Source organism: Thalassobacter stenotrophicus (assembly GCF_001458315.1).
In the GTDB taxonomy this organism is placed as follows: domain Bacteria; phylum Pseudomonadota; class Alphaproteobacteria; order Rhodobacterales; family Rhodobacteraceae; genus Thalassobacter; species Thalassobacter stenotrophicus.
Window position 1 is genome coordinate 115,699 of sequence record NZ_CYRX01000008.1, and the last position, 19,176, is coordinate 134,874.

The following is a 19,176-nucleotide window of genomic DNA, read 5'->3' on the forward strand; positions in this document are numbered from 1 at the left end:
CCGACCCCGGCCTTCCGTTTGTGTGTTTGTTATGTGTAGATTGTGTGCCGTTTGTGTGTGGCGCCCTCATCGGCAAAGGAAATCGCTTCTGGTGCAAGGCCCAACCGGTAACCGACGCCATGCACCGTTGCGATCAGCTCCTTGGCCGTCGAGGCCGGCGCACCGGGTGCCACAAGGGCTTTGCGCAAATCCCGAATAACCTCGTTTGGCGGGCGGCCGGTTTCAGCCTCAATGATTTGCTTCTTGATGATTGGGTCCCTGCGGCATGCCTGCTCAGCGAGCAAAACAAGAACGGCAACCATCTGAACCGACATGTCCAGAACCCTTCCATCGAGCATGACGGAGGGGATGGATCGATCTATGATCAAGCGGACGCGGTCACTTGGCGGCAGCAAGCCATCAAACGACACCACTTCAACGCCGTTCCCATCCGTGCGAAGGATTTCAACAACTTCGTGGGCGTCGATTTCCATGTCGCGCAGTCGGATGCCACTGGCCTGGTCAATCTCATCGAAGACCACGATAGGCGGCGTGCCTCCAGCGAGTGATTTCAAGAGCATCGAGATGCCCGGCGCAAACACATCACGGGGCGAGCGACACAAAAAGATGGTACGCCCCGTCGCCGCCACGCCCATCGACCAAAGCCCAGCGGAAATCACCGCCGGCGTTCCCGTCAACTTGCCCGCCGCCGCAATGGCTGCGATCAACTTCTCTCCTTCGATCCGGTAGCGTATCAGGTCGGCCGGCTCGAGGAATACATCCTGGCTGGGGTCGAGCGGGCAGCAGGCGACGAGCTTGCCGTTGATTTCCTGGATCATCCGCGCATCATGGCCGCAATCGCAATGCGCGCAGGTGCCCCAGCTGTCGATCTTGCGGTCCTCGATAAGGATGCGCGTTCTGAGCAGCATGTTGATTTCTGCCTCGGGAAAGCGCCGCAGCAGTCGGCCAGAGACCTCGGGGCGCGCGCCCGTCTTATTCAGCCGCTTCCACAACCAGATCAAAATCATGGTCTTTCTCCAACCCGTTGCGTGCAATCAGCGTATGGATCGATTTCTCAAACCGCGTGCGACGGAAGGCCAAGGTCCCGGGTGGTTTCAGGCGCACTGTGGACTGGGCTGGCTTCTTCTTGCCCACATGGAAAAAAACACGGAACGTGATCTCGCCGAGCCGCCAGCCTTGCCGAAAATCCACCTCGCTGGTCGTAAAGTTGCGCAATGCGCCGTTGGTGTCTTTGGTTACCCAGCTGCGTAGATGCCGCGAAGCCTGCGCATCCTCATCCCATTCGAAGAGGTCAGCCGCGGCCGCGACAATCGTTACGCTGTGGATCGTGTCATCATGTCGATGTTCGAAGGCAAAGTCCGGGCCTGCCTCGGAGATGGGATCCAGCGTGTAGAGATCACGCGCATGATCACCGGCGAAAAAGCCCGGGCGCCCCAGGATATGTGTGGCGAAGAGCTCGGCCAGTTCCACCTGCTGGGATTTCAGCACGCCACCAATCAGCAAACGCCCTTCTGTCGCGTTATAGCGCAGGGCAGCGTATTTGACCGCGCGGACCGTGATGATCTCTTCCCGATCGCCCGACACCACGGGCGTGGTCTTGACCGGGGCGCCATGGCTCAGGACCAGGTTGAATTCGTCGTCCTCGTCATAAGGCGCCAAACGGCAATAACCGCCCTGCAGGTCCTTGGCGAAGAGCGCCGCTGCCGCGGCTTCAAGCGCTGCGCCGACATCGTCGGTGAAATCCGCCGGCACATCCCGTTCCGGCCCCCGAAACTCCGCCATCGCGGTCGGCGCCCTCAGCGCCAATTGGTCCGCAGCAACCTCGAACAGGTCATGGTGATGGAGATAGACGTGCAATGCCACGTGTTTCGGGTCCTGTTCGGCAGGGGCGTCAGCCGTCTGCTCAGGGTCGGCGGGCTCGAACAATGTGATTTGCTGGCGCCGCGCTGCCGACAAGATCGTCTCCATCCCATGCGACGTGCCCAGTTCCGCAATTCGGTGCAGGTCAGCCACGAGCCCCTCGGACCAGTCATTGACCGGTTGGTCGAAATACTCTGCCAGCAGACCACGATGGTTTGCCTCTGCATCATCAAAGGCGATGGGCGCCGCCCCACCGACGAAATGGCGGTCGAAGAGCTGGCGCATCAGCATGGGATCAATGGTCTTCAGGAAACGTGGATTCACGAACTTCTTGAGATTGCCGGCCATGGCGAATCCTTTCTGTCGGGGAAAATAATGTTCATCTTATGTTCTCATCGCAACAGGTCAATCATCGCGTTGGGCGTGGGACAGATTCCAAAAGGCGTGAGTAGAAGCTGGGCGAGAGAACGACCCGGGAAACCCCATGAAACGCCCCAACGCCCTACAACCCGACCGCATGAACGCCCAGGAGCGCCGCGCCGAACTTTGCAGTTTGCTAGCGCTTGGCCTTGTCCGCATTCACCAAAGAGAACGTCTGCAAAATACTGATATTTATGGAGAAAGTTCGCTACACAACTCAGCTCGCCAGAGCGTTCATGCAGATCCAAGCAGAAAGGAAGCAAAATGAACGCTTTGAACCCGGCGTTGCACAGGGATGCCTTACGCCACCCCTTGAAACGGCCAAACGCACTACACCCCAACCACATGACTGCCCAGGAGCGTCTGGCTGAGATTTGCAGTTTGCTGGCGCTCGCCCTCGCTCGGCCCAATGTGCCCACCGGCAAAAACCCATCCGAAAAGATGGAGATGAACGCCGGCGCAGTGAGACAGCGCAATTCCGCCTTGCCACTCAAAATCGAAAGCAACTCTCATGAATAAGCATGATCCAATTCCTGCGCGCATCGCCGCGTTGAAAACCACGCCAACGCCGGCCTTGCGCAAACAATGGCGCGAGTTGTTCGGGACCATGCCACCGCCCTTCAACCGGCGTTACCTGGAAAGCCGGCTGGCTTATCGCATTCAGGAACTGACCTATGGTGGCCTGAAACCCCAGACCCTCAAACGACTGGCTAAGCTGGGCGACGAGCTCGATGGCGGAGATCGCCTGAAAAGCCGCATCCGCGCCGATATCAAGCCGATCGTGGGCACAAGGCTGCTCCGCGAATGGCAGGGGGTCGAGCATGTCGTCACGGTGACGGTCGATGGGTATGAATGGCAGGGGCGCCCGTACAAATCGCTGTCCGCCATCGCCCGCGCCATCACCGGCACGCGCTGGAATGGCTGGGTCTTCTTTGGCCTGAAGAACTATCGGGGGCGGACATGACCCAACCAATCCTGCGCAAACTGCGCTGCGCCATCTACACCCGCAAATCCAGCGAGGAAGGGCTCGAGCAGGAATTCAACTCGCTCCATGCCCAGCGCGAAGCCTGTGAGGCCTACATCGCCAGTCAGCGGTCTGAAGGCTGGGTGGTGCTCCGTGACCAATATGACGACGGCGGTGTGTCCGGCGGCACTCTGGAGCGGCCGGGCCTTAAAGCGCTGATGCAAGACATCGAGGACGGATTGATTGACGTGGTCGTGGTCTACAAGATCGACCGGCTCAGCCGCTCGCTGGCTGACTTCGCAAAGCTGGTTGAGGTGTTCGACCGGACCAGCGTCACCTTTGTATCCGTTACCCAGCAGTTCAACACGACGACGTCCATGGGGCGGTTGACCCTCAACATCTTGTTGTCTTTTGCGCAATTCGAACGCGAAGTGACCGCGGAACGCATCCGTGACAAGTTTGCCGCCAGCCGCAAGAAGGGCATCTGGATGGGCGGCGTGCCGCCCTACGGTTACCGCGTCGAAAATCGCAAGCTCATAGTCGATGAGGAGAAGGCTGAGCATATCCGTTGGATTTTCAGCCGTTTCGTGGAAATCGGCTCCGCGACGGAACTGGCGCGCCAGATCGATCAGCGTGGGCTCTTAACGCCAAATGGAAATCGGATCGACAAGAAGTACCTCTATCGGCTGCTGAACAACCGCGCCTATATCGGCGAAGCGGTTCACAAGGGCGAAAGCTATCCAGGGGAACATGAGGCCATCCTTGACCGCGTTATCTGGGACAAGGTCCATACCATCCTGCAGGAGAGCCCACATAAGCGGGCAGCGAATACACGCGCCGAGACGCCAGCACTGCTCAAGGGATTGATCTACGGCCCCGATGGGGCGGCATTCTCACCAACCCACACGAGAAAGCGGGGCAAGCTTTATCGCTACTATGTCAGCCAGTCGATCCTGAAGCACGGGGCTGGATCCTGCCCGATTGGCCGGGTTACTGCCGGTGAAATCGAGACCGCCGTGATCGACCAGGTCCGTGCTGTGTTTCGCCAACCAGAAATCATCGCCGGCGCGTGGGACGCCGCGAAAAGTCATTGTCGCGACATAACTCTCGACGAGGCGCGCACGGCCCTACAGCAATTCGATCCGCTGTGGGATGAACTCTTCCCAGCCGAGCAGACACGTATCATCGCCTTGGCCGTTAAGCGAGTCGACATTGGCCCCGACGCCATAAGCGTCCGGATGCGTATCGATGGGCTCGCAGAGTTGGCCCAAGAACTGCTGCAAAGCCCTGAAGACAAGGATGCTGCCGCATGAACAAGAAACCCACTATCCCCGAAACCGTGACTGTCACCATTCCATTCCGCGTGGCCAAGCGCGGCGGGCGGAAAGAGGTGCAGCTTCCGCCCGGTACGCACAACCGCAGCCCAGACTACACGCTGATCAAGGCTGTGGCGCGCGCCTATCGGTGGCGCCAAATCCTTGAGGACGGCGACATGGGAACGATCGCCGAATTGGCGGAGTTCGAGAAGATCTCGCCATCATATCTGACGCGCGTCATGCGGCTCACTTTACTGGCACCGGATATCATCGAAGCGATACTCGACGGAAACCCACCATCTGTGGGTATGACGGAACTGCTTGATCCGATGACGCACGTTTGGGCCGAGCAGCGGTCGGCGCTTGGTTATGAAGGCAGATAACACTCGGCACACCTACGCCACAAAGCCGTTCCAAGTCGATGATTTGGAACGGCTTTTTTATTTCCACAAGAGCAAAATGGGCGCTGTGGTATCAAAGATTTAGATGCGAGTCGCCGGGACCGTTCGCGTGACTCGTCTCTGAACCCCTAAAAGCGGGACATTTTTTTGATTCAGTTCCAGCAAGTTATTGAAACCGTATTGAAAAATGCGTGGTCAACAGGTCCGGAGAATATAGGGGCGAGAGAGCGGGATTGTGGGGGAAGATGGGGCCCGACAGCGTTTTACCCAGAACCGTGCTGGCGCTATAACCTTCAAACATAACGGGATTTTTTAGGCCACAGCCCGTTTGGAGAAGGGTTCCAAAAGGCTGGGTGGCGGTGAGACAGGGATTCGAACCCTGGAGACGGTCTCCCGCCTACACACTTTCCAGGCGTGCGCCTTCGACCACTCGGCCACCTCACCGTGCGGGCGGTGTAGCGCCAAGGCTGGGGCAAGCGCAAGGGCCTTTTACAACAAACATTGCGAAGAATGTGATGCCTTGGGTCTTGTGTCACACAGAGACGCTTGTCATGCCTTGTCTTGCGGGAAAATTTTGCCGCCATACGCCCTGACAAAGCAGCAAAGAGAGACTCCATGACCCAACCCCTTCGCGCAGCCGATATCTTGGCGCAACGTCTGTATGCAGCGGGGTGTCGCCGTGCCTTTGGGATGCCGGGTGGTGAGGTTTTAACGTTGATCGACGCGCTTGAGCGGGCAGGGATCACCTTTATTCTGTGCAAGCACGAAAATGCCGGCGGGTTCATGGCTGAGGGTGGCCACCATGTGGACGGGGCGCCTGCAATTTTGGTGGCGACTGTGGGGCCCGGTGCAGTCAACGGGGTGAATGTCGTGGCAAATGCGGAACAGGACCGCGTGCCTATGATTGTTTTGACTGGCTGTGTTGATGCCCATGATGCCGAAATCTACACCCACCAAGTGTTGGATCACCGCGCGGTGTTTGCGCCCATCACCAAGGCGACCTTTACGCTCAGCGCGCAGGCGGCGGATGTGATCGCGGACAAGGCGCTTGGCATCGCACTCGAAGGTCGAGCGGGTCCTGTGCACATCGATGTGCCCATCTCTGTGGCAGATGCCCCTGGCGAGGATCGTGGCGGCTATAGGCCTGCGGCCTCAGCGGTTGCTCTGGCGGATGTAAATCCTATTGTACAGGCGCTTTCATCCGCCTCGAAACCTATCCTGATGGTTGGATTGGATGCCGTCCGCGAAGACATCAGCGCCGACGTCTTGGCGTTCGTGGAACGGTTCAATGTCCCCGTGGTCACGACTTACAAAGCCAAAGGCATCGTACCCGAGGATCATCCGCTATGCCTTGGCGGAGCAGGGTTGTCGCCCTTAGCGGATCAGACCTTGCTGCCGCTCTTTGAGCAAGCGGACTTCGTGCTGTGCCTCGGCTATGACCCGATAGAGATGCGGACAGGTTGGCAAAACCCATGGAACCCGATCCGGCAAATGGTTGTTGATATCGGGCACGCGCCTAATCACCACTACATGCACCAAGCCAGTGTAAATATCGTTGGGGATCTAGGGCCCACGCTGCGTGCGCTGATGGCGGCCACGCCCGCACAGACGTGGTCAAAGGGGCAGATTATCGACGCGCGCGCCCAGCTTGCGCAGGATTTTGATCGCTCAGACGACTGGGGCGCTGTCGCGGTTATTGATGCTGTGCGCACCGCCGCGCCCAAAGGCACGATCGCGACAGTCGATAGCGGCGCGCACCGCATTCTGCTTAGCCAGACGTGGGCCTGCGATGGTCCCCGGCAGCTTTTGCAATCGACGGGGCTTTGCACGATGGGCTGCGCCATGCCGCTCGCCTTCGGGGTCAAGATCGCGGCACCGGATGCCAATGTCATCGCTTTCATGGGGGACGCGGGCTTTTTGATGGTCACCGGTGAACTTGCGACTGCGGCTGAAATGGGATTGCCCGTTGTCATGGTGGTCTTCGTTGACCGGTCCCTTGCCCTGATTGAGAAAAAACAACGTGCGCGGCAAATGCCAAACCTTGGGGTGGATTTTGGGCATCACGATTATGCCGCCATCGCGCGGGCGTTTGGCGGCAATGGCGTGACCGTCTCAAACCGAGAAGACTTGATGGCTGCTGTCACCGATGGGCTTGCTCAGACGCAGACCTTCACCCTGATCGCCGCGGAAATCGAAAGGCAAAGCTATGACGGCCGGTTCTAAATCTGCGGCGCATGGGCCGCTCCACGGCATGCGGGTTCTGGACCTAAGCCGTATTCTGGCCGGGCCTACATGTACCCAAGCGCTTGGGGATCTTGGTGCCACTGTTTTGAAAATCGAAAATCCCGGCACGGGGGGGGATGACACCCGTCAATGGGGCCCGCATTACGTGGCGGATGTTGCGGGTGCCCAAACCGACCTTAGCGCCTATTTCATGTCCACCAACCGCAACAAGCACTCTATCGCGGTGGATATCACCACGGCGGAGGGGCAGGCGCATATTCGCAGGCTCGCGGCAGATGCGCATATCTTGATTGAGAACTTCAAGCCCGGTGGCCTCGACAAATATGGCCTCGGGTACGCCGAGATGTCGGCTGAAAACCCAAGTTTAGTCTACGGATCCATTTCGGGATTTGGGCAGACCGGACCCAACCGCGACAAGCCAGGGTATGATCTTATGGCCCAAGGGTATGGCGGGTTGATGTCAATCACGGGTGAGCCTGAGGGGGAGCCGATGAAGGTCGGTGTGGGCATCGCGGATGTGATGTGCGGGATGTACGCCACCATTGGCCTGCTGGCCGCGTTGCGCCACGCGGAGGCCACGGGGCAGGGCCAACATGTTGAGGTCGCCCTCGTGGATGCGCAGATCGCGTGGATGATCAACGAGGGGGTGAATTACCTGACCTCTGGCGCATTGCCCCAGCGGCGCGGGAACCGACACCCCAACATTGTGCCCTACGGCGTCTATGCGACCGCGGATGGTCACGTGATCATCGCGGTGGGCAATGATGGGCAATTCAAACGCTTTACTGACGCTATAGGTCTGCCTGCGCTGGCCAATGACCCGCGCTTTGCGACCAATCCCGGGCGGCTCGAACACCGCGATGCCTTGGCCGATCTCCTAGAGCCGACTGTTGCGCAAATCCCGACGCAAACGCTGATTTCCGCACTTGAGACGTGCAAGGTCCCTGTCGGCCCCGTACAAACGCTGGATCAAGTATTTGCCAGCGATCAGGTTGCCGCCCGTGAGATGCAGATCGACATGACAACCCCTGCCGGTGAGGTATGCCACCTGATCGGGAACCCGCTCAAACTCTCCCAAACGCCGGTAACGTACCGCCATGCGCCGCCCCGTTTTGGCGCAGACACCACGCGGCTAGAGGCCGACAACCCATGGGACACGCCCAGCGAATAGCCACCGGATTTGGCGTAAATCCGCTAATTTGATCACGAAAATAGGCAAGAAGCGTCACAGTTGCGTGTGGTCACAGGGGCGTGAATTTACGAACGCCCCCGGGCCTGCGACTGAGAAAGAGAATTAACGCGCACTTTGCGTCAAATCTCTTTTGAAAGGCCTGTTTCATGGCAACTGACCCGTTCGGATTACCCGTCTCATTGCGCCACCCTGAGGCGATTACGGCATGGGAAAGTACGATGAGGGCGTTCTTGGCCCATGGCGCCGACACGCCAGTGCATCTGGCCCGCGTTCTGGAACTTGAGCCGCAATTCACCATCGCACATGTGGCGAAAGGCATGTTTTACCTGCTGCTTGGGCGGCGTGAGTTGATGTGCGTCGCGGATGAAGCCCTTTCGGCTGCCCGTGCCTGTTCCGATCCATTGCCGCGAGAACAAACATATGTCGCAGCGCTTGAGGCCTGCGTGGCAGGTGACATTCATGCAGGCCTACGGCCGCTGGAGCAAATTCTACGCGTCGCCCCCCAAGACGCGCTCGCGATGAAGCTTTCGCATGCATGGCGGTTTGTTCTGGGTGACAGTACAGGGATGCGCGCCTCGCTTGAACGCGTCGCAGAGGCCTATACCCCGGATCACATGGCGTATGGGTATTTTCAGGGCTGCATGGCCTTTGCCTTTGAGGAAACCGGCGAATACACCCGTGCCCGGACAAGGGGCCTGCGCGGGCTAGAGGCGACACCAGATGACGCTTGGGGCCTGCACGCCGTGGCCCACGTTCACGACATGACAGGGGATGCGCGGGGCGGTTTGGATTGGCTTTCGGGTCGGGAGGCCGCGTGGGCACACTGCAATAATTTCCGCTACCACGTTTGGTGGCACAAGGCGTTGATGCATTTGGACCTTGGACAGATGGATCAGGTGCTCATGCTGTATGACACCGAAATCCGAGCGGACAAAACGGATGACTACCGTGACATCTCAAACGGCACATCGCTGTTGATGCGGCTTGAGTTGGAGGGCGTTGACGTCGGCAATCGGTGGGAGGAGTTGGCGGACCTGTCGCAATCCCGAACCGAGGATGGCTGCCTGATTTTTGCGGATTTGCATTATATCCTCGCCCTCGCGGCCGACGGGCGGGACGAGGCTACGGCCCGTATGCTGGGCCGAATGCACGCCGACGCAAAACACGCCGACACGGTCGTCCGCAAACGAATGGCTACACCCGGTCTGTCCGCCGCCCGTGGGTTAGAGGCCTTTGGGGAGGGGAATTATACCGCCGCTTTCACCAACTTGTTGGCAGCTCGGCCCGACATGCAAAAGGCCGGCGGCAGTCACGCCCAACGCGACGTGTTTGAGCGTATCACGATCGATGCGGGCTTGCGGGCCGGCCAATTCGCCCAAGTCGAAACGCTGCTCGCGGATCGGCAGGCAAAGCGCGGGGGCGAAGATGGATACGCTGCCGCCCGCCACGCGCTGCTCAGCCAAGCCCGCACCCAAGCGGCCCTATTGGCCGCACAATAGGCCGCTGGCCGCTTGTGCGATACGTCCCCGGAAAGACCCCAGTATGACAACAACAAGCCCAGATACCGCGTTCCAAAACGCACCCAAGGCCACGGCGCACCCCACCACCTCGATCCGCGATCCTCGCTTGGATTTCTTTCGCGGGATCGCAATGTTCATCATCCTTTTGGCCCATACACCCGGCAACGCGTGGACCTCTTGGATACCGGCGCGCTGGGGGTTTTCGGACGCCACAGAAATGTTTGTGTTTTGCTCAGGGATGGCCAGTGCGATTGCCTTTGGCCGCACCTTTGATCGCGCGGGGCTAGGGTTGGGGACAGCACGGGTCGGGTTTCGGATTTGGCAGGTCTATTGGGCGCACATCGGGATGTTTTTCGCCATTGCGACGATGCTGGCCGCGATTGATCAGACCGGCGCATATGACAAGGTCTATATAGGGACCCTGAATTTGTGGAAGGTCTTTGCCGATCCTGGGCCGCAGTTGGTGGGGTTGTTCACGCTGACCTATGTGCCGAATTACTTCGATATTTTGCCGATGTACATGGTGGTTCTGGCACTGATGCCGTTGGTTGTGGCGCTGTCCCGGGTCTCACTTTGGCTGAGTGCGGGGGGGGTTGTTGTTCTGTGGTTAGCCGCGCAAGAGCGGTTGTTGGCCGCCGTCGGTCTGGATGGCCTGCACCTGAACCTACCGGCTGAGCCGTGGTCAGAAAGACAGTGGTTCTTTAACCCCTTTGGCTGGCAGTTGGTGTTTTTCACGGGCTTTGCCCTTATGCGCGGGTGGATCCCTGCGCCACCGATCAACAAGGTACTTCTGATCGTCGCAGCTGTTATCGTCATCGCTAATGTTCCGCTGTCGAACATCGGTGTACGCGCCGTCAGCCGCGAATGGTTCGGCCTTGCGTTCGAAACCAACCCGGTGATCGAATGGCGCGTCGCCAACAAAGGGCTGATCGACAAATCCGACTTTGGAATTCTGCGCTTTGTGCACTTCTTGGCGCTGGCCTATTTGGGCTATGCCTTGGCGGGCCACAAAGGGGCGCGTTTGATGGCACATGGCACGTCCCTGGCTGCACGCATTTGGGACAACATCCTCCCCCTCATCATGAAGGTCGGTCAGCAAAGCCTTGCGGTGTTTATCTTTTCCATGGTGCTGGCACGGGTGAATGGCTTTGTCCTAGACAACATTGGCCGTGATGCGCTGACGTGGACGATCGTTAATCTGACGGGCTTTGGTCTTTTGATCCTCTGTGCCTACGGGGCGGGTTGGTTCAAATCCCAACCCTGGAGGGCACGGGCATGATCACGCGTCGCAGTTTTCTGGCCCATAGCACGGCAGCACTTGCGTTGTTTGCAGCACCTACTCACGCCATGATGCCACGCTTCCTGAGCGATGAGCCGTTCGACGCGACAACGGTTGAAGAGATGGCCCGCACCCTGTCAGAGGCGCCCTATAGCCCGCGCCCCTTGGTGCCAGAGGCATGGCGGAACTTGACATACGATCAGTATCGTAAAATCTGGTTCAATACCTCCAAGGCGGTGTGGGCAGACACAGGGCTACCTCTCCAAATGGACCTGTTTCACCCCGGCCTCTACTTTCCCCAAGCGGTTGAGGTGGACGTTGTGGCCAACGACAGGGCGCATCGTTTGGCCTTTGATTACGCCCTTTTCGACAAAACCGACAAGGCCCCCGAACTCCCCTTGGATGAGACTATGGGCTATTCGGGCCTGCGCCTGCGGGCCGAGTTGATAAAGGCCGGAATTTACCAAGAGTTTTGCGTGTTTCAGGGCGCCAGTTATTTTCGCGCACTCGCGACGGGGCAGAATTACGGCCTATCGGCGCGGGGGCTCGCACTCAAGACCGGCGACCGCGACGGCGAAGAATTCCCCGACTTCGTGCGGTTCTGGGTGGAAACACCCGCACACGACTCGGGCACCTTTATCCTGCATGCCCTGTTGGACAGCCCCTCCGTCACGGGAGCGTTTCGGTTTGAGATCACGCCCGGCACGCCGTGTGAAATGGTCGTGCGCGCAACACTCTTTCCGCGTGTGATGCTGGATCATGTGGGGATCGCGCCTCTGACATCGATGTTTCTGTATGACGAAACCAACCGCGAGGCTTTCCGCGACTTTCGCCCAGCGGTGCATGACAGTGACGGGCTGTTGGTTTGGAACGGCGCAGGCGAGATGCTGTGGCGACCGCTTGCCAACCCTCGTGACCTTGGGATTTCGGCCTTTGTGGACGACAACCCCAAGGGCTTTGGCTTGATGCAGCGCGCCCGTGATTTTCAGGATTTTGAAGACCTTGAGGCCCATTACCACACCCGGCCGTCTGCATGGGTTGAACCACTGGGCGATTGGGGGGCAGGCGTGGTGCGGTTGGTCGAGATCCCAGCCGACAAAGAGATTTACGACAATATAGTCGCTTACTGGCGTCCGAGAGAGGCGCTTGCGCCCGGGCGAGCACACCGGTTCGACTACCGGCTGACATGGGGAGAAGAGCCCCTGCGCCGCCGTGATTTGGCCCGGGTCGGCAATACGTTTGGCGGGCTGAATTTCGCACAAAACGCAGAACAGATGGTGATCGATTTCGATCCCCACCCAGAGCTGGACGTGCCGATTGAGGATATCAGCGTGCATGTCTCGTCAAACGACGTGGCTGTCAGCAGCGGGTTATTGCAACGCTTGCCAGACGGGCAGGGCGTGCGGTTGGCCTTTAGCTTCGACCCAGAGGGGCGCACCTCAGCCGAGCTGCGCGCGCAACTGCTCCGCGACGGTCGCCCGGTGTCTGAGGTCTGGCTTTACCGGTGGAGGGCCTCTGCATGACCATCGCTTCCCAATTGGCCCATATGCCGCCGCACCACCCCTTGGCCTTTCCTGAGCAGGCGTTTGATAGCCCTCACAAGGGCGCGCCCAGTCCGCATGCCGACCCAGTCACCGTGCCGCAAGTGATCTGGGCGCGGATCGCGGTGTTTGCCCCGGCGTTGGTCATTACGGGACTGTTGATGATGGTCTTTCTCAGATGGTTCGCACAAGGCGGCTTGTCGTGGGTGGAGGGGGTGTTGGCGGGCCTGATCGGGTTCGGGGTGTTCTGGATCGCGCTCAGCTTTGCCACGGCTCTTCTGGGGGCGTTGGCACTGGGTGCTCGCAAGCCCCTCACCAAGACCGGTGACGCCCTGAATGTCGCGCTTTTGATGCCGATTTATAATGAGGCCCCGCACCTAACTTTTGGTAACGCTGCCGCAATGATGGAGGCTCTGCACCGCACCCGCGGGCAGGGCCATTCGTTCACCCTTTATATGCTGTCTGACACCCGTGATCCTAACGTGGCCGTGCGGGAAGAAATCGCGTTTGCGCATCTGTGCGCAAGCCTGCCGCCCGATGTGCCGGTGTTTTATCGGCGACGCGCGCAGAATACGGACCGCAAGGTCGGCAACCTTGCCGACTGGGTGACCCATTGGGGCGGCGCGCATGACGCAATGCTTGTTCTTGATGCCGATAGTTTGATGAGCGCGCCTGCGATCCGCGCCCTGACTGACGCGCTGGCCAGTGATCCCGGCGCGGGGCTGATCCAGAGCTTTCCCCACCTCATTGGGGCGCGCACCCTATTTGCGCGTGCCCAAGAATTCGCCAACAGTACCTATGGGGCAGCACTTGCCAAGGGTTTGGCCCTTTGGACCGGGCAGGAGGGCAATTATTGGGGCCATAACGCGATCATCCGCACCACAGCATTTGCGGCCAGCGCAGGCTTGCCAAAGTTGCGCGGTGGGCGGTTGATCCTAAGCCATGACTTCGTTGAGGCGGGGCTGATGCGGCGCGCAGGCTGGGGCATTCGGTTCCTGCCACAGGTCGGCGGCTCGTGGGAGGAAACGCCACCCGCTCTGCTGGATCACGTCGCCCGCGACACGCGGTGGTGTCAGGGCAATTTGCAACACCTGCGGCTCCTGCGCGCGCGGGGGTTTCACGGGCTATCGCGGTTCCATCTGCTGCATGGTGCGGTGGGTTATCTACTGTCGCCGCTATGGTTTGCGCTTTTGATCATCTGGGCGCTGATCGGCACCAGCGAAGAGCAAAGCGTGCTGGCCTATTTCTCACCCGACATGCCCCTGCGGCCCACATGGCCCGAAATGGGCACCCAAGGCCACGTCGGCGCGATGTTGTTGGTCTACAGCCTGTTGATCGCACCCAAGCTGATTGGGGCCGCCGCGACACTGGCCCAACGGCGCGGCGTGTTGCGAGTGGGTGGTATCGGCGCGTTTTTCTTTGGTTTGGTGACTGAGGTGCTTTTGTCGATCCTCTATGCGCCCATATTGATGGTCCAACAGACCCGCGCCGTGGTTCAAACGTTGCTTGGTGTCTCGGTCGATTGGACACCCCAAGCGCGGGACGGAGGGGTTTATGATTTGCGCGACTTGGCACGCGCCCATTGGTTGGAAACGGTGATTGGGGCCGCGCTTTTGACGGGCATCATCGCGGGACTTGTGTCGGTGTGGCTCTTGCCGATTGCAGTCTCGCTCACAGGGGCTGTGGGGCTTTCATGGCTCAGCGGTCGACCGACACATCACCGGCTGCTGGCCACACCGCAAAGCCTCCGGGCACCAGCCATTCGGCGTGCGGCGTTACACTGGCAAGATGGGGTAAAGCAAGCGGTTCAGAAGGCCTTCATTCCGGGGGAATAGTTGCCTGATCCGCTTCCGCCAATCCCTCCATCCAGTCCAGCGCCATATCCGCCCAACCCTCGGGCACACGATGGCCCCCGGGATAGAGTGCGAGTTCTAGGGCAAATCCCGGCGCACAGTCCCATTTGCGGCGCAAAAAGGCCCCAGATTGCGACACCCCACTCGGCGCAGGCGAGGTGCAGCTGTTTGCACCGCGCCACAGTGCCATCCCATCGAAGATATCCCCTTGGAGGAAACGATCTCCGAGCGGGCGACCCTCAAGCGGAACGGTCCGATCGGTCCACCCGTGCGTATGCAACAGCCGCACAGGGCCTGCGCATTCTGTGGGGTGCGGCCGCCAGAACCCACCGGCCACAGGCGCATAGGCGAAAAAGGCGCTCGGTGTTTCACACGCGAGATACGACACCATGAACCCGCCAGCAGAAAACCCGGCCAACATTCCCTTATCCTTTGACAGCCCATGACGTACCTGCGCGTCTGACAGGATCGAGGCGAAAAACGCAGCCTCGTCGCGGGCGCGCGGCCGGGTGGTTTCCGGCAAGAACGACCAAATACCGCCTTCGCCCCCACGCCACGACAGCGCCTGTGGGGCAATCACCGCATAGCCACGTTCCAGCAACGGCTGCACCATCTGAGCCATGCCCAGAACACCTCGGCTGGTTCCGCCCGCGCCATGCAAAAACATGACATGAGGATACCCCCCATTGGGGGCAGGACCATCGGGCAGGGCGATCCGGTAGGTCCCTTGATCAACCTCGCATGGGGGATCGGACCGGCCACAATCGGCCAGCGCGGCGGTGGCTGTCGCAGCCAAAAAGGCGAGAGGGGCGATTAACCGCAGCAACATACTAAGCGCCTGATTTCACGGGCAAGCCACGCCGCAGCCAACCCGGCCCTGTGCGCGAACCGAGCATCCCCTCGGGGACATCAATCACATTGGTGAACCCGGCGGACACCAGACGCGAGGACAGCCGCGCAGACCGGACCCCGCGCGCACAAATCAACGCGATCGGCGCGGTAAAATCGCCGCCGCTTAGCTTTGCCAATTGGGTCGTGAAATCGGGTTGACGCATGTCCAAAGGGGTCCCGAATTCGGGTACTCCGGTTGCGCGCCATTCATCGGGCCTGCGGATATCGATCAGCAGGATTTCACGCGCGGCGGCCATCTCAAAGGCTTGACCCGGTGTCAGTGCCACCCGGGGCGCGGGCGGGCCGCCGACACCTATCATCGCGGCTCCAACAATCACCAGCGCAGACATGGTAAACAAGACGGCCCGGCGTGTGGGTTTAAAAGCCATTTAGGACACTCCCATCGCTACATGCTCCGGTTTAGCCCCGCGCCAGGGTTCACGCATTACACAAACCAGTGACTGTGGGGGCGTAAAACACGCGCGACTTAAATGAATATTCACATCTAGCGGCGAAACACACGACCAACTCGAAGCCGCACACCGCGCGGTTTTGTACCTCGCGCAAGCCCGGAGCCCGAATATGTCGTTGTTCAGAAACCTGAGCCTAAAGGTGAAATTACCCCTAGTTTTGATGGGCTTAACGGCATTGGCAATGGGGATAAGCGGCTATTTTCATATCGTGAGTGCCTATGCGTCGGTGCGCGACGCCAACATGATACAACTGACAGCAACACGCGATGCCCGTGTGCGACAGGTTGAAGATTTAATCGCGCGCATTGATAGCGATATCCGCAGTTTTGCCGCCTCACAGGAGGCGCAGCAGGCGCTGCGTGGCTTGAATAGGTCGTGGAATAACATGTCCCCAGAGGAGCGTGCCGCCATTCGCGCGCTCTACGGGCGCGACAATCCATTTCAAATGGCGCAACGCGCACAACTCAGCGATGCCGATGATCGGTCAGAATACTCACTGACGCACGCGATGTCTCATGCACAGATGCAAGGGTTTATGCAGAGCCTCAATTACGGTGATCTGTTGATGATTAACCCCGAGGGTGAGGTAATCTACTCAGTCCGAAAAAGGGACGATTTTGGCATCAATCTAGACGCAGCGAGCGACTCCCCCCTTGCAGAGCTGTTCAAGCAGATGAGCGCGCAGACAGGGCCAGCGTCCCCAGTGTTCGTAGACGTCACACCCTACGCGCCCAACGGCAGCCTGCCGACCGCGTTCATTGCCCAGCGCCTTGTGAATGTACGCGGCGATACGCGGGGGATTATGGTTCTCGAACTGCCGATGGATGCGATCCAAGCCGTCATCGACAGGCCCACTGGTCTTGGCCAGACTGGCGAAGCGTATCTGCTAGGGTCTGATGGTTTTTTTCGAACAGCGCCCCGAGTAAATGAAAGACAGACGCCCTATTATGAAACACGCGCCGAGGCCAGTTTCTTGGGCGCAATGCAACAGGCAGGGACTGGCGCGATAGAAGGCGCCGGCACATGGTACGATCAGGCCACCACTGCCTTTGCCACTGTAACCGTCTGGAACCGCACGTGGACTTTGGCCGTAGAAAAATCATTAGAAGAAGTGTTGGAACCCGCTGTGGCCATCCGCAATTTCACCTTGGTTGAGATGGCCATCGTTCAGATTGTCATTTTTGGCATGGGTTGGCTCTTTGCGCGGTCATTGTCTGGCCCCTTGGGCCGCGTGATCCAAGCGCTGCGCAAGACTGCCAATGGTGATCTGACAAGCGATGTACCGGATACGGACCGTAGCGACGAAATTGGCCAAATCGCATCCGTTCTTGGAGACCTGAGGGGGGATTTGGCCGCTGGCCAATCAGCCGCGCGAGACGCCCAATTCAAAGGTGCAGCCTTTGACCAATCCTCCGCCGCGATGATGATCACCGATGAAAACCGCGTCGTGACGTATATTAACCCCGCTGCGGAAGCATTGGTGACACAGCATCAAGAAGCATGGGCGCGAAAGGGCTTTGCTTTTGACATAGCCGATATGGTCGGAACGCGCCTAGATGTACTTCACCCATGTGAAGGCATCGACGTAAGCTTTGCCGATACGGCGACGGTGCCGATGCATGTCGAACTTGGTCAAACCCGGCTCCGTTTAAACATTGGCCGTATTATTGATCCCGAGAGCGATGAGCACACGGGTTACATTGCTGAATGGTCGGACGTCACACAAACGCTTCGCTCCGCCACAATTTTAGAAGCCATTGAAGCGGCTCAAGCGGTGTTTGAAATGAACAGCGACGGTCAGATCATCAGCGCGAATCCAAACATGCTGAATGCGGCTAACGTCGAATCTCTGAACGATTTTCTTGAAGTTTTTCACTCAGCGGTCGATAGCCCAGCCGACGATGCTACTGTCCTCGTTGAGGCCGCTATGAAAGCTGGGCAGGGCGAAACACTCTCTGGAACTTTCGTGTGTCAAAAGCCAGATGGCGGCACTCTTTGGCTGGCAGGATCTTTAAATCCGGTGCGTGAGGTTGACGGAACCACTTCAAGGGTCGTCGCCATCTTGGATGACGTAAGCACGCAACGCATTGCGCAAAGCAACGCGGAGAAAGAACGCAAGGAGATGCAGGCACAACAAGACCTTGCTGTTGACCAGCTGGGCGTTGGCTTAAACCGACTGGCAGAGGGCGACCTTCAAGCCACCATAGAGGACACGTTCGGCACCCACTACGAACAGCTCCGGCTTGATTTCAATTCGACAAGCTCTCGGTTGTCTAAAGCCATGCACGACGTACGCACCAATGCAGAGAGTATTCGCGGAGAAGTCGCAGAGATTAGCAATGCGGCGGCTGATCTTTCGACCCGGACCGAAAAGCAAGCCGCAACGCTGGAAGAAACCGCAGCAGCCATCGAAGAGATTACAGCATCGGTCGTCTCCGCAGCCGAAGGGGCCACAGCAGCCAATAGTGTTGTGTCTAACGCTAAAGAAAACGCGGAACAAAGCGGTTTAGTGGTGACCGAGGCGGTTTCGGCCATGGGGGTGATCTCTTCGTCTTCTTCGAAGATGTCAAAGATCATCAGCGTCATTGACGACATCGCCTTTCAGACAAACCTGCTGGCTCTCAACGCCGGCGTAGAGGCTGCCCGCGCTGGTGATGCAGGTCGAGGATTTGCTGTTGTTGCGTCTGAGGTAAGATCGCTCGCGCATAGGTCATCGGAAGCCGCTAAAGAGATCAATGACCTCATCTCCGAAAGCAGCAAACAGGTCAGCCATGGTGTCGATCTCGTGGGCAAAGCTGGGACTGCACTACAAGAGATTGTTGGCTTTGTGACCAACATTTCCGACCACGTCAGCGACATTGAACACTCCGCCAAAGAACAAAGCGCGGTTTTGAGTGAAATCAACGCCTCAATGGGGCAACTGGATCAAGTCACCCAACAAAACGCGGCTTTGTTCGAGGAAACCACCGCTGCCAGTCAATCCCTGAACAGCGACGCCGACACGCTCTTGCGCCTTATTCAGCATTTTAGGATCGATAACGCAGTCAACCAGATTCAGACGTCGGCGACAGGGCAACAGTTGCCAACTGAGATGAGCGATACCCCAACAGCGACGCAGTTTCATGATGCTGGGAAAACGTCTTCGAATCGATCCAAGAAAACTGTCGGCGCGGGACCACTTAATCTCCAAGATGATCTGGACGATTGGCGGGAGTTTTAGGA

The 19,176-nt window shown here is 58.8% G+C and carries 16 protein-coding genes and 1 tRNA gene; 12 read left to right on the plus strand and 5 right to left on the minus strand.

What is annotated here, in order from left to right; genetic code table 11:
- Positions 1-29: 29 nt before the first annotated feature.
- Positions 30-1,007, minus strand: a complete 978-nt coding sequence (locus THS5294_RS01830) for a winged helix-turn-helix domain-containing protein (protein ID WP_058122397.1) — start codon at positions 1,005-1,007, stop codon at positions 30-32.
- The gene (locus THS5294_RS01835; protein ID WP_058122398.1) at positions 973-2,208 is read right to left on the minus strand and encodes a hypothetical protein; all 1,236 of its coding nucleotides are present in this window, start codon (positions 2,206-2,208) and stop codon (positions 973-975) included. The genes THS5294_RS01830 and THS5294_RS01835 overlap by 35 nt, the downstream gene beginning before the upstream one ends.
- A 136-nt stretch (positions 2,209-2,344) precedes the next feature.
- Between THS5294_RS01835 and THS5294_RS17865 the strand changes: the two genes are divergently transcribed.
- Genes THS5294_RS17865 through THS5294_RS01855 form a run of 5 tightly spaced genes read left to right on the plus strand, consistent with a single transcriptional unit; the run spans position 2,345 to position 4,943 of the window.
- Positions 2,345-2,548 (plus strand): hypothetical protein, encoded by a 204-nt coding sequence (locus THS5294_RS17865; RefSeq protein WP_072936716.1) that lies wholly within the window; start codon positions 2,345-2,347, stop codon positions 2,546-2,548.
- Entirely contained in the window at positions 2,545-2,799 is a 255-nt protein-coding gene (locus THS5294_RS01840) for a hypothetical protein (RefSeq protein ID WP_058122399.1), read from the plus strand. The genes THS5294_RS17865 and THS5294_RS01840 overlap by 4 nt, the downstream gene beginning before the upstream one ends.
- A complete protein-coding gene (locus THS5294_RS01845) occupies positions 2,792-3,244 on the plus strand; it encodes a DUF2924 domain-containing protein (RefSeq protein ID WP_058122400.1) in 453 nt (150 codons plus the stop codon). Before THS5294_RS01840 ends, THS5294_RS01845 begins: the two co-directional genes overlap by 8 nt.
- Positions 3,241-4,557, plus strand: a complete 1,317-nt coding sequence (locus THS5294_RS01850; RefSeq protein WP_058122401.1) for a recombinase family protein — start codon at positions 3,241-3,243, stop codon at positions 4,555-4,557. Before THS5294_RS01845 ends, THS5294_RS01850 begins: the two co-directional genes overlap by 4 nt.
- A complete protein-coding gene (locus THS5294_RS01855) occupies positions 4,554-4,943 on the plus strand; it encodes a ParB/RepB/Spo0J family partition protein (RefSeq protein WP_058122402.1) in 390 nt (129 codons plus the stop codon). Before THS5294_RS01850 ends, THS5294_RS01855 begins: the two co-directional genes overlap by 4 nt.
- Before the next feature lie 372 nt (positions 4,944-5,315).
- Here the strand turns inward: THS5294_RS01855 and THS5294_RS01860 are convergent.
- Positions 5,316-5,405 (minus strand) — tRNA-Ser (locus THS5294_RS01860).
- A gap of 171 nt (positions 5,406-5,576) precedes the next feature.
- Here THS5294_RS01860 and THS5294_RS01865 point away from each other — a divergent pair.
- From THS5294_RS01865 to mdoH, 6 genes are all read left to right on the plus strand, one after another.
- Positions 5,577-7,184: a thiamine pyrophosphate-binding protein gene (locus THS5294_RS01865; protein WP_058122403.1), complete on the plus strand. Its 1,608-nt coding sequence runs from the start codon at positions 5,577-5,579 to the stop codon at positions 7,182-7,184.
- Positions 7,168-8,376 (plus strand): CaiB/BaiF CoA transferase family protein, encoded by a 1,209-nt coding sequence (locus THS5294_RS01870; RefSeq protein WP_058122404.1) that lies wholly within the window; start codon positions 7,168-7,170, stop codon positions 8,374-8,376. Before THS5294_RS01865 ends, THS5294_RS01870 begins: the two co-directional genes overlap by 17 nt.
- A 167-nt stretch (positions 8,377-8,543) precedes the next feature.
- The gene (locus THS5294_RS01875; RefSeq protein WP_058122405.1) at positions 8,544-9,896 is read left to right on the plus strand and encodes a tetratricopeptide repeat protein; all 1,353 of its coding nucleotides are present in this window, start codon (positions 8,544-8,546) and stop codon (positions 9,894-9,896) included.
- 43 nt (positions 9,897-9,939) lie between these two features.
- Complete coding sequence (locus THS5294_RS01880; RefSeq protein WP_058122406.1) at positions 9,940-11,196, plus strand: OpgC family protein; 1,257 nt, start codon at positions 9,940-9,942, stop codon at positions 11,194-11,196.
- A complete protein-coding gene (locus tag THS5294_RS01885; RefSeq protein WP_058122407.1) occupies positions 11,193-12,719 on the plus strand; it encodes an OpgD/OpgG family glucan biosynthesis protein in 1,527 nt (508 codons plus the stop codon). Before THS5294_RS01880 ends, THS5294_RS01885 begins: the two co-directional genes overlap by 4 nt.
- A complete protein-coding gene (gene mdoH / locus THS5294_RS01890) occupies positions 12,716-14,572 on the plus strand; it encodes a glucans biosynthesis glucosyltransferase MdoH (protein WP_058122408.1) in 1,857 nt (618 codons plus the stop codon). The genes THS5294_RS01885 and mdoH overlap by 4 nt, the downstream gene beginning before the upstream one ends.
- On the opposite strand, the gene THS5294_RS01895 is transcribed toward mdoH, so the two are convergent.
- Entirely contained in the window at positions 14,556-15,419 is an 864-nt protein-coding gene (locus THS5294_RS01895) for a CE1 family esterase (RefSeq protein WP_072936717.1), read from the minus strand. The genes mdoH and THS5294_RS01895 overlap by 17 nt on opposite strands.
- Position 15,420: 1 nt before the next feature.
- Positions 15,421-15,870 (minus strand): rhodanese-like domain-containing protein, encoded by a 450-nt coding sequence (locus THS5294_RS01900; protein ID WP_072936718.1) that lies wholly within the window; start codon positions 15,868-15,870, stop codon positions 15,421-15,423.
- Positions 15,871-16,063: 193 nt separating this feature from the next.
- Here THS5294_RS01900 and THS5294_RS01905 point away from each other — a divergent pair, with 193 nt between their 5' ends.
- Entirely contained in the window at positions 16,064-19,174 is a 3,111-nt protein-coding gene (locus THS5294_RS01905) for a methyl-accepting chemotaxis protein (protein WP_072936719.1), read from the plus strand.
- Positions 19,175-19,176 lie beyond the last annotated feature (2 nt).

Coding starts and splice junctions, on each gene's coding strand:
- THS5294_RS01835 (WP_058122398.1), bottom strand. CDS start 2,208: ATGGCCGGCAATCTCAAGAAGTTCGTGAATCCACGTTTCCTGAAGACC.
- THS5294_RS01830 (WP_058122397.1), bottom strand. CDS start 1,007: ATGATTTTGATCTGGTTGTGGAAGCGGCTGAATAAGACGGGCGCGCGC.
- THS5294_RS01885 (WP_058122407.1), top strand. CDS start 11,193: ATGATCACGCGTCGCAGTTTTCTGGCCCATAGCACGGCAGCACTTGCG.
- THS5294_RS01875 (WP_058122405.1), top strand. CDS start 8,544: ATGGCAACTGACCCGTTCGGATTACCCGTCTCATTGCGCCACCCTGAG.
- mdoH (WP_058122408.1), top strand. CDS start 12,716: ATGACCATCGCTTCCCAATTGGCCCATATGCCGCCGCACCACCCCTTG.
- THS5294_RS01880 (WP_058122406.1), top strand. CDS start 9,940: ATGACAACAACAAGCCCAGATACCGCGTTCCAAAACGCACCCAAGGCC.
- THS5294_RS01845 (WP_058122400.1), top strand. CDS start 2,792: ATGAATAAGCATGATCCAATTCCTGCGCGCATCGCCGCGTTGAAAACC.
- THS5294_RS01850 (WP_058122401.1), top strand. CDS start 3,241: ATGACCCAACCAATCCTGCGCAAACTGCGCTGCGCCATCTACACCCGC.
- THS5294_RS01855 (WP_058122402.1), top strand. CDS start 4,554: ATGAACAAGAAACCCACTATCCCCGAAACCGTGACTGTCACCATTCCA.
- THS5294_RS17865 (WP_072936716.1), top strand. CDS start 2,345: ATGAAACGCCCCAACGCCCTACAACCCGACCGCATGAACGCCCAGGAG.
- THS5294_RS01900 (WP_072936718.1), bottom strand. CDS start 15,870: ATGGCTTTTAAACCCACACGCCGGGCCGTCTTGTTTACCATGTCTGCG.
- THS5294_RS01840 (WP_058122399.1), top strand. CDS start 2,545: ATGAACGCTTTGAACCCGGCGTTGCACAGGGATGCCTTACGCCACCCC.
- THS5294_RS01865 (WP_058122403.1), top strand. CDS start 5,577: ATGACCCAACCCCTTCGCGCAGCCGATATCTTGGCGCAACGTCTGTAT.
- THS5294_RS01870 (WP_058122404.1), top strand. CDS start 7,168: ATGACGGCCGGTTCTAAATCTGCGGCGCATGGGCCGCTCCACGGCATG.
- THS5294_RS01895 (WP_072936717.1), bottom strand. CDS start 15,419: ATGTTGCTGCGGTTAATCGCCCCTCTCGCCTTTTTGGCTGCGACAGCC.
- THS5294_RS01905 (WP_072936719.1), top strand. CDS start 16,064: ATGTCGTTGTTCAGAAACCTGAGCCTAAAGGTGAAATTACCCCTAGTT.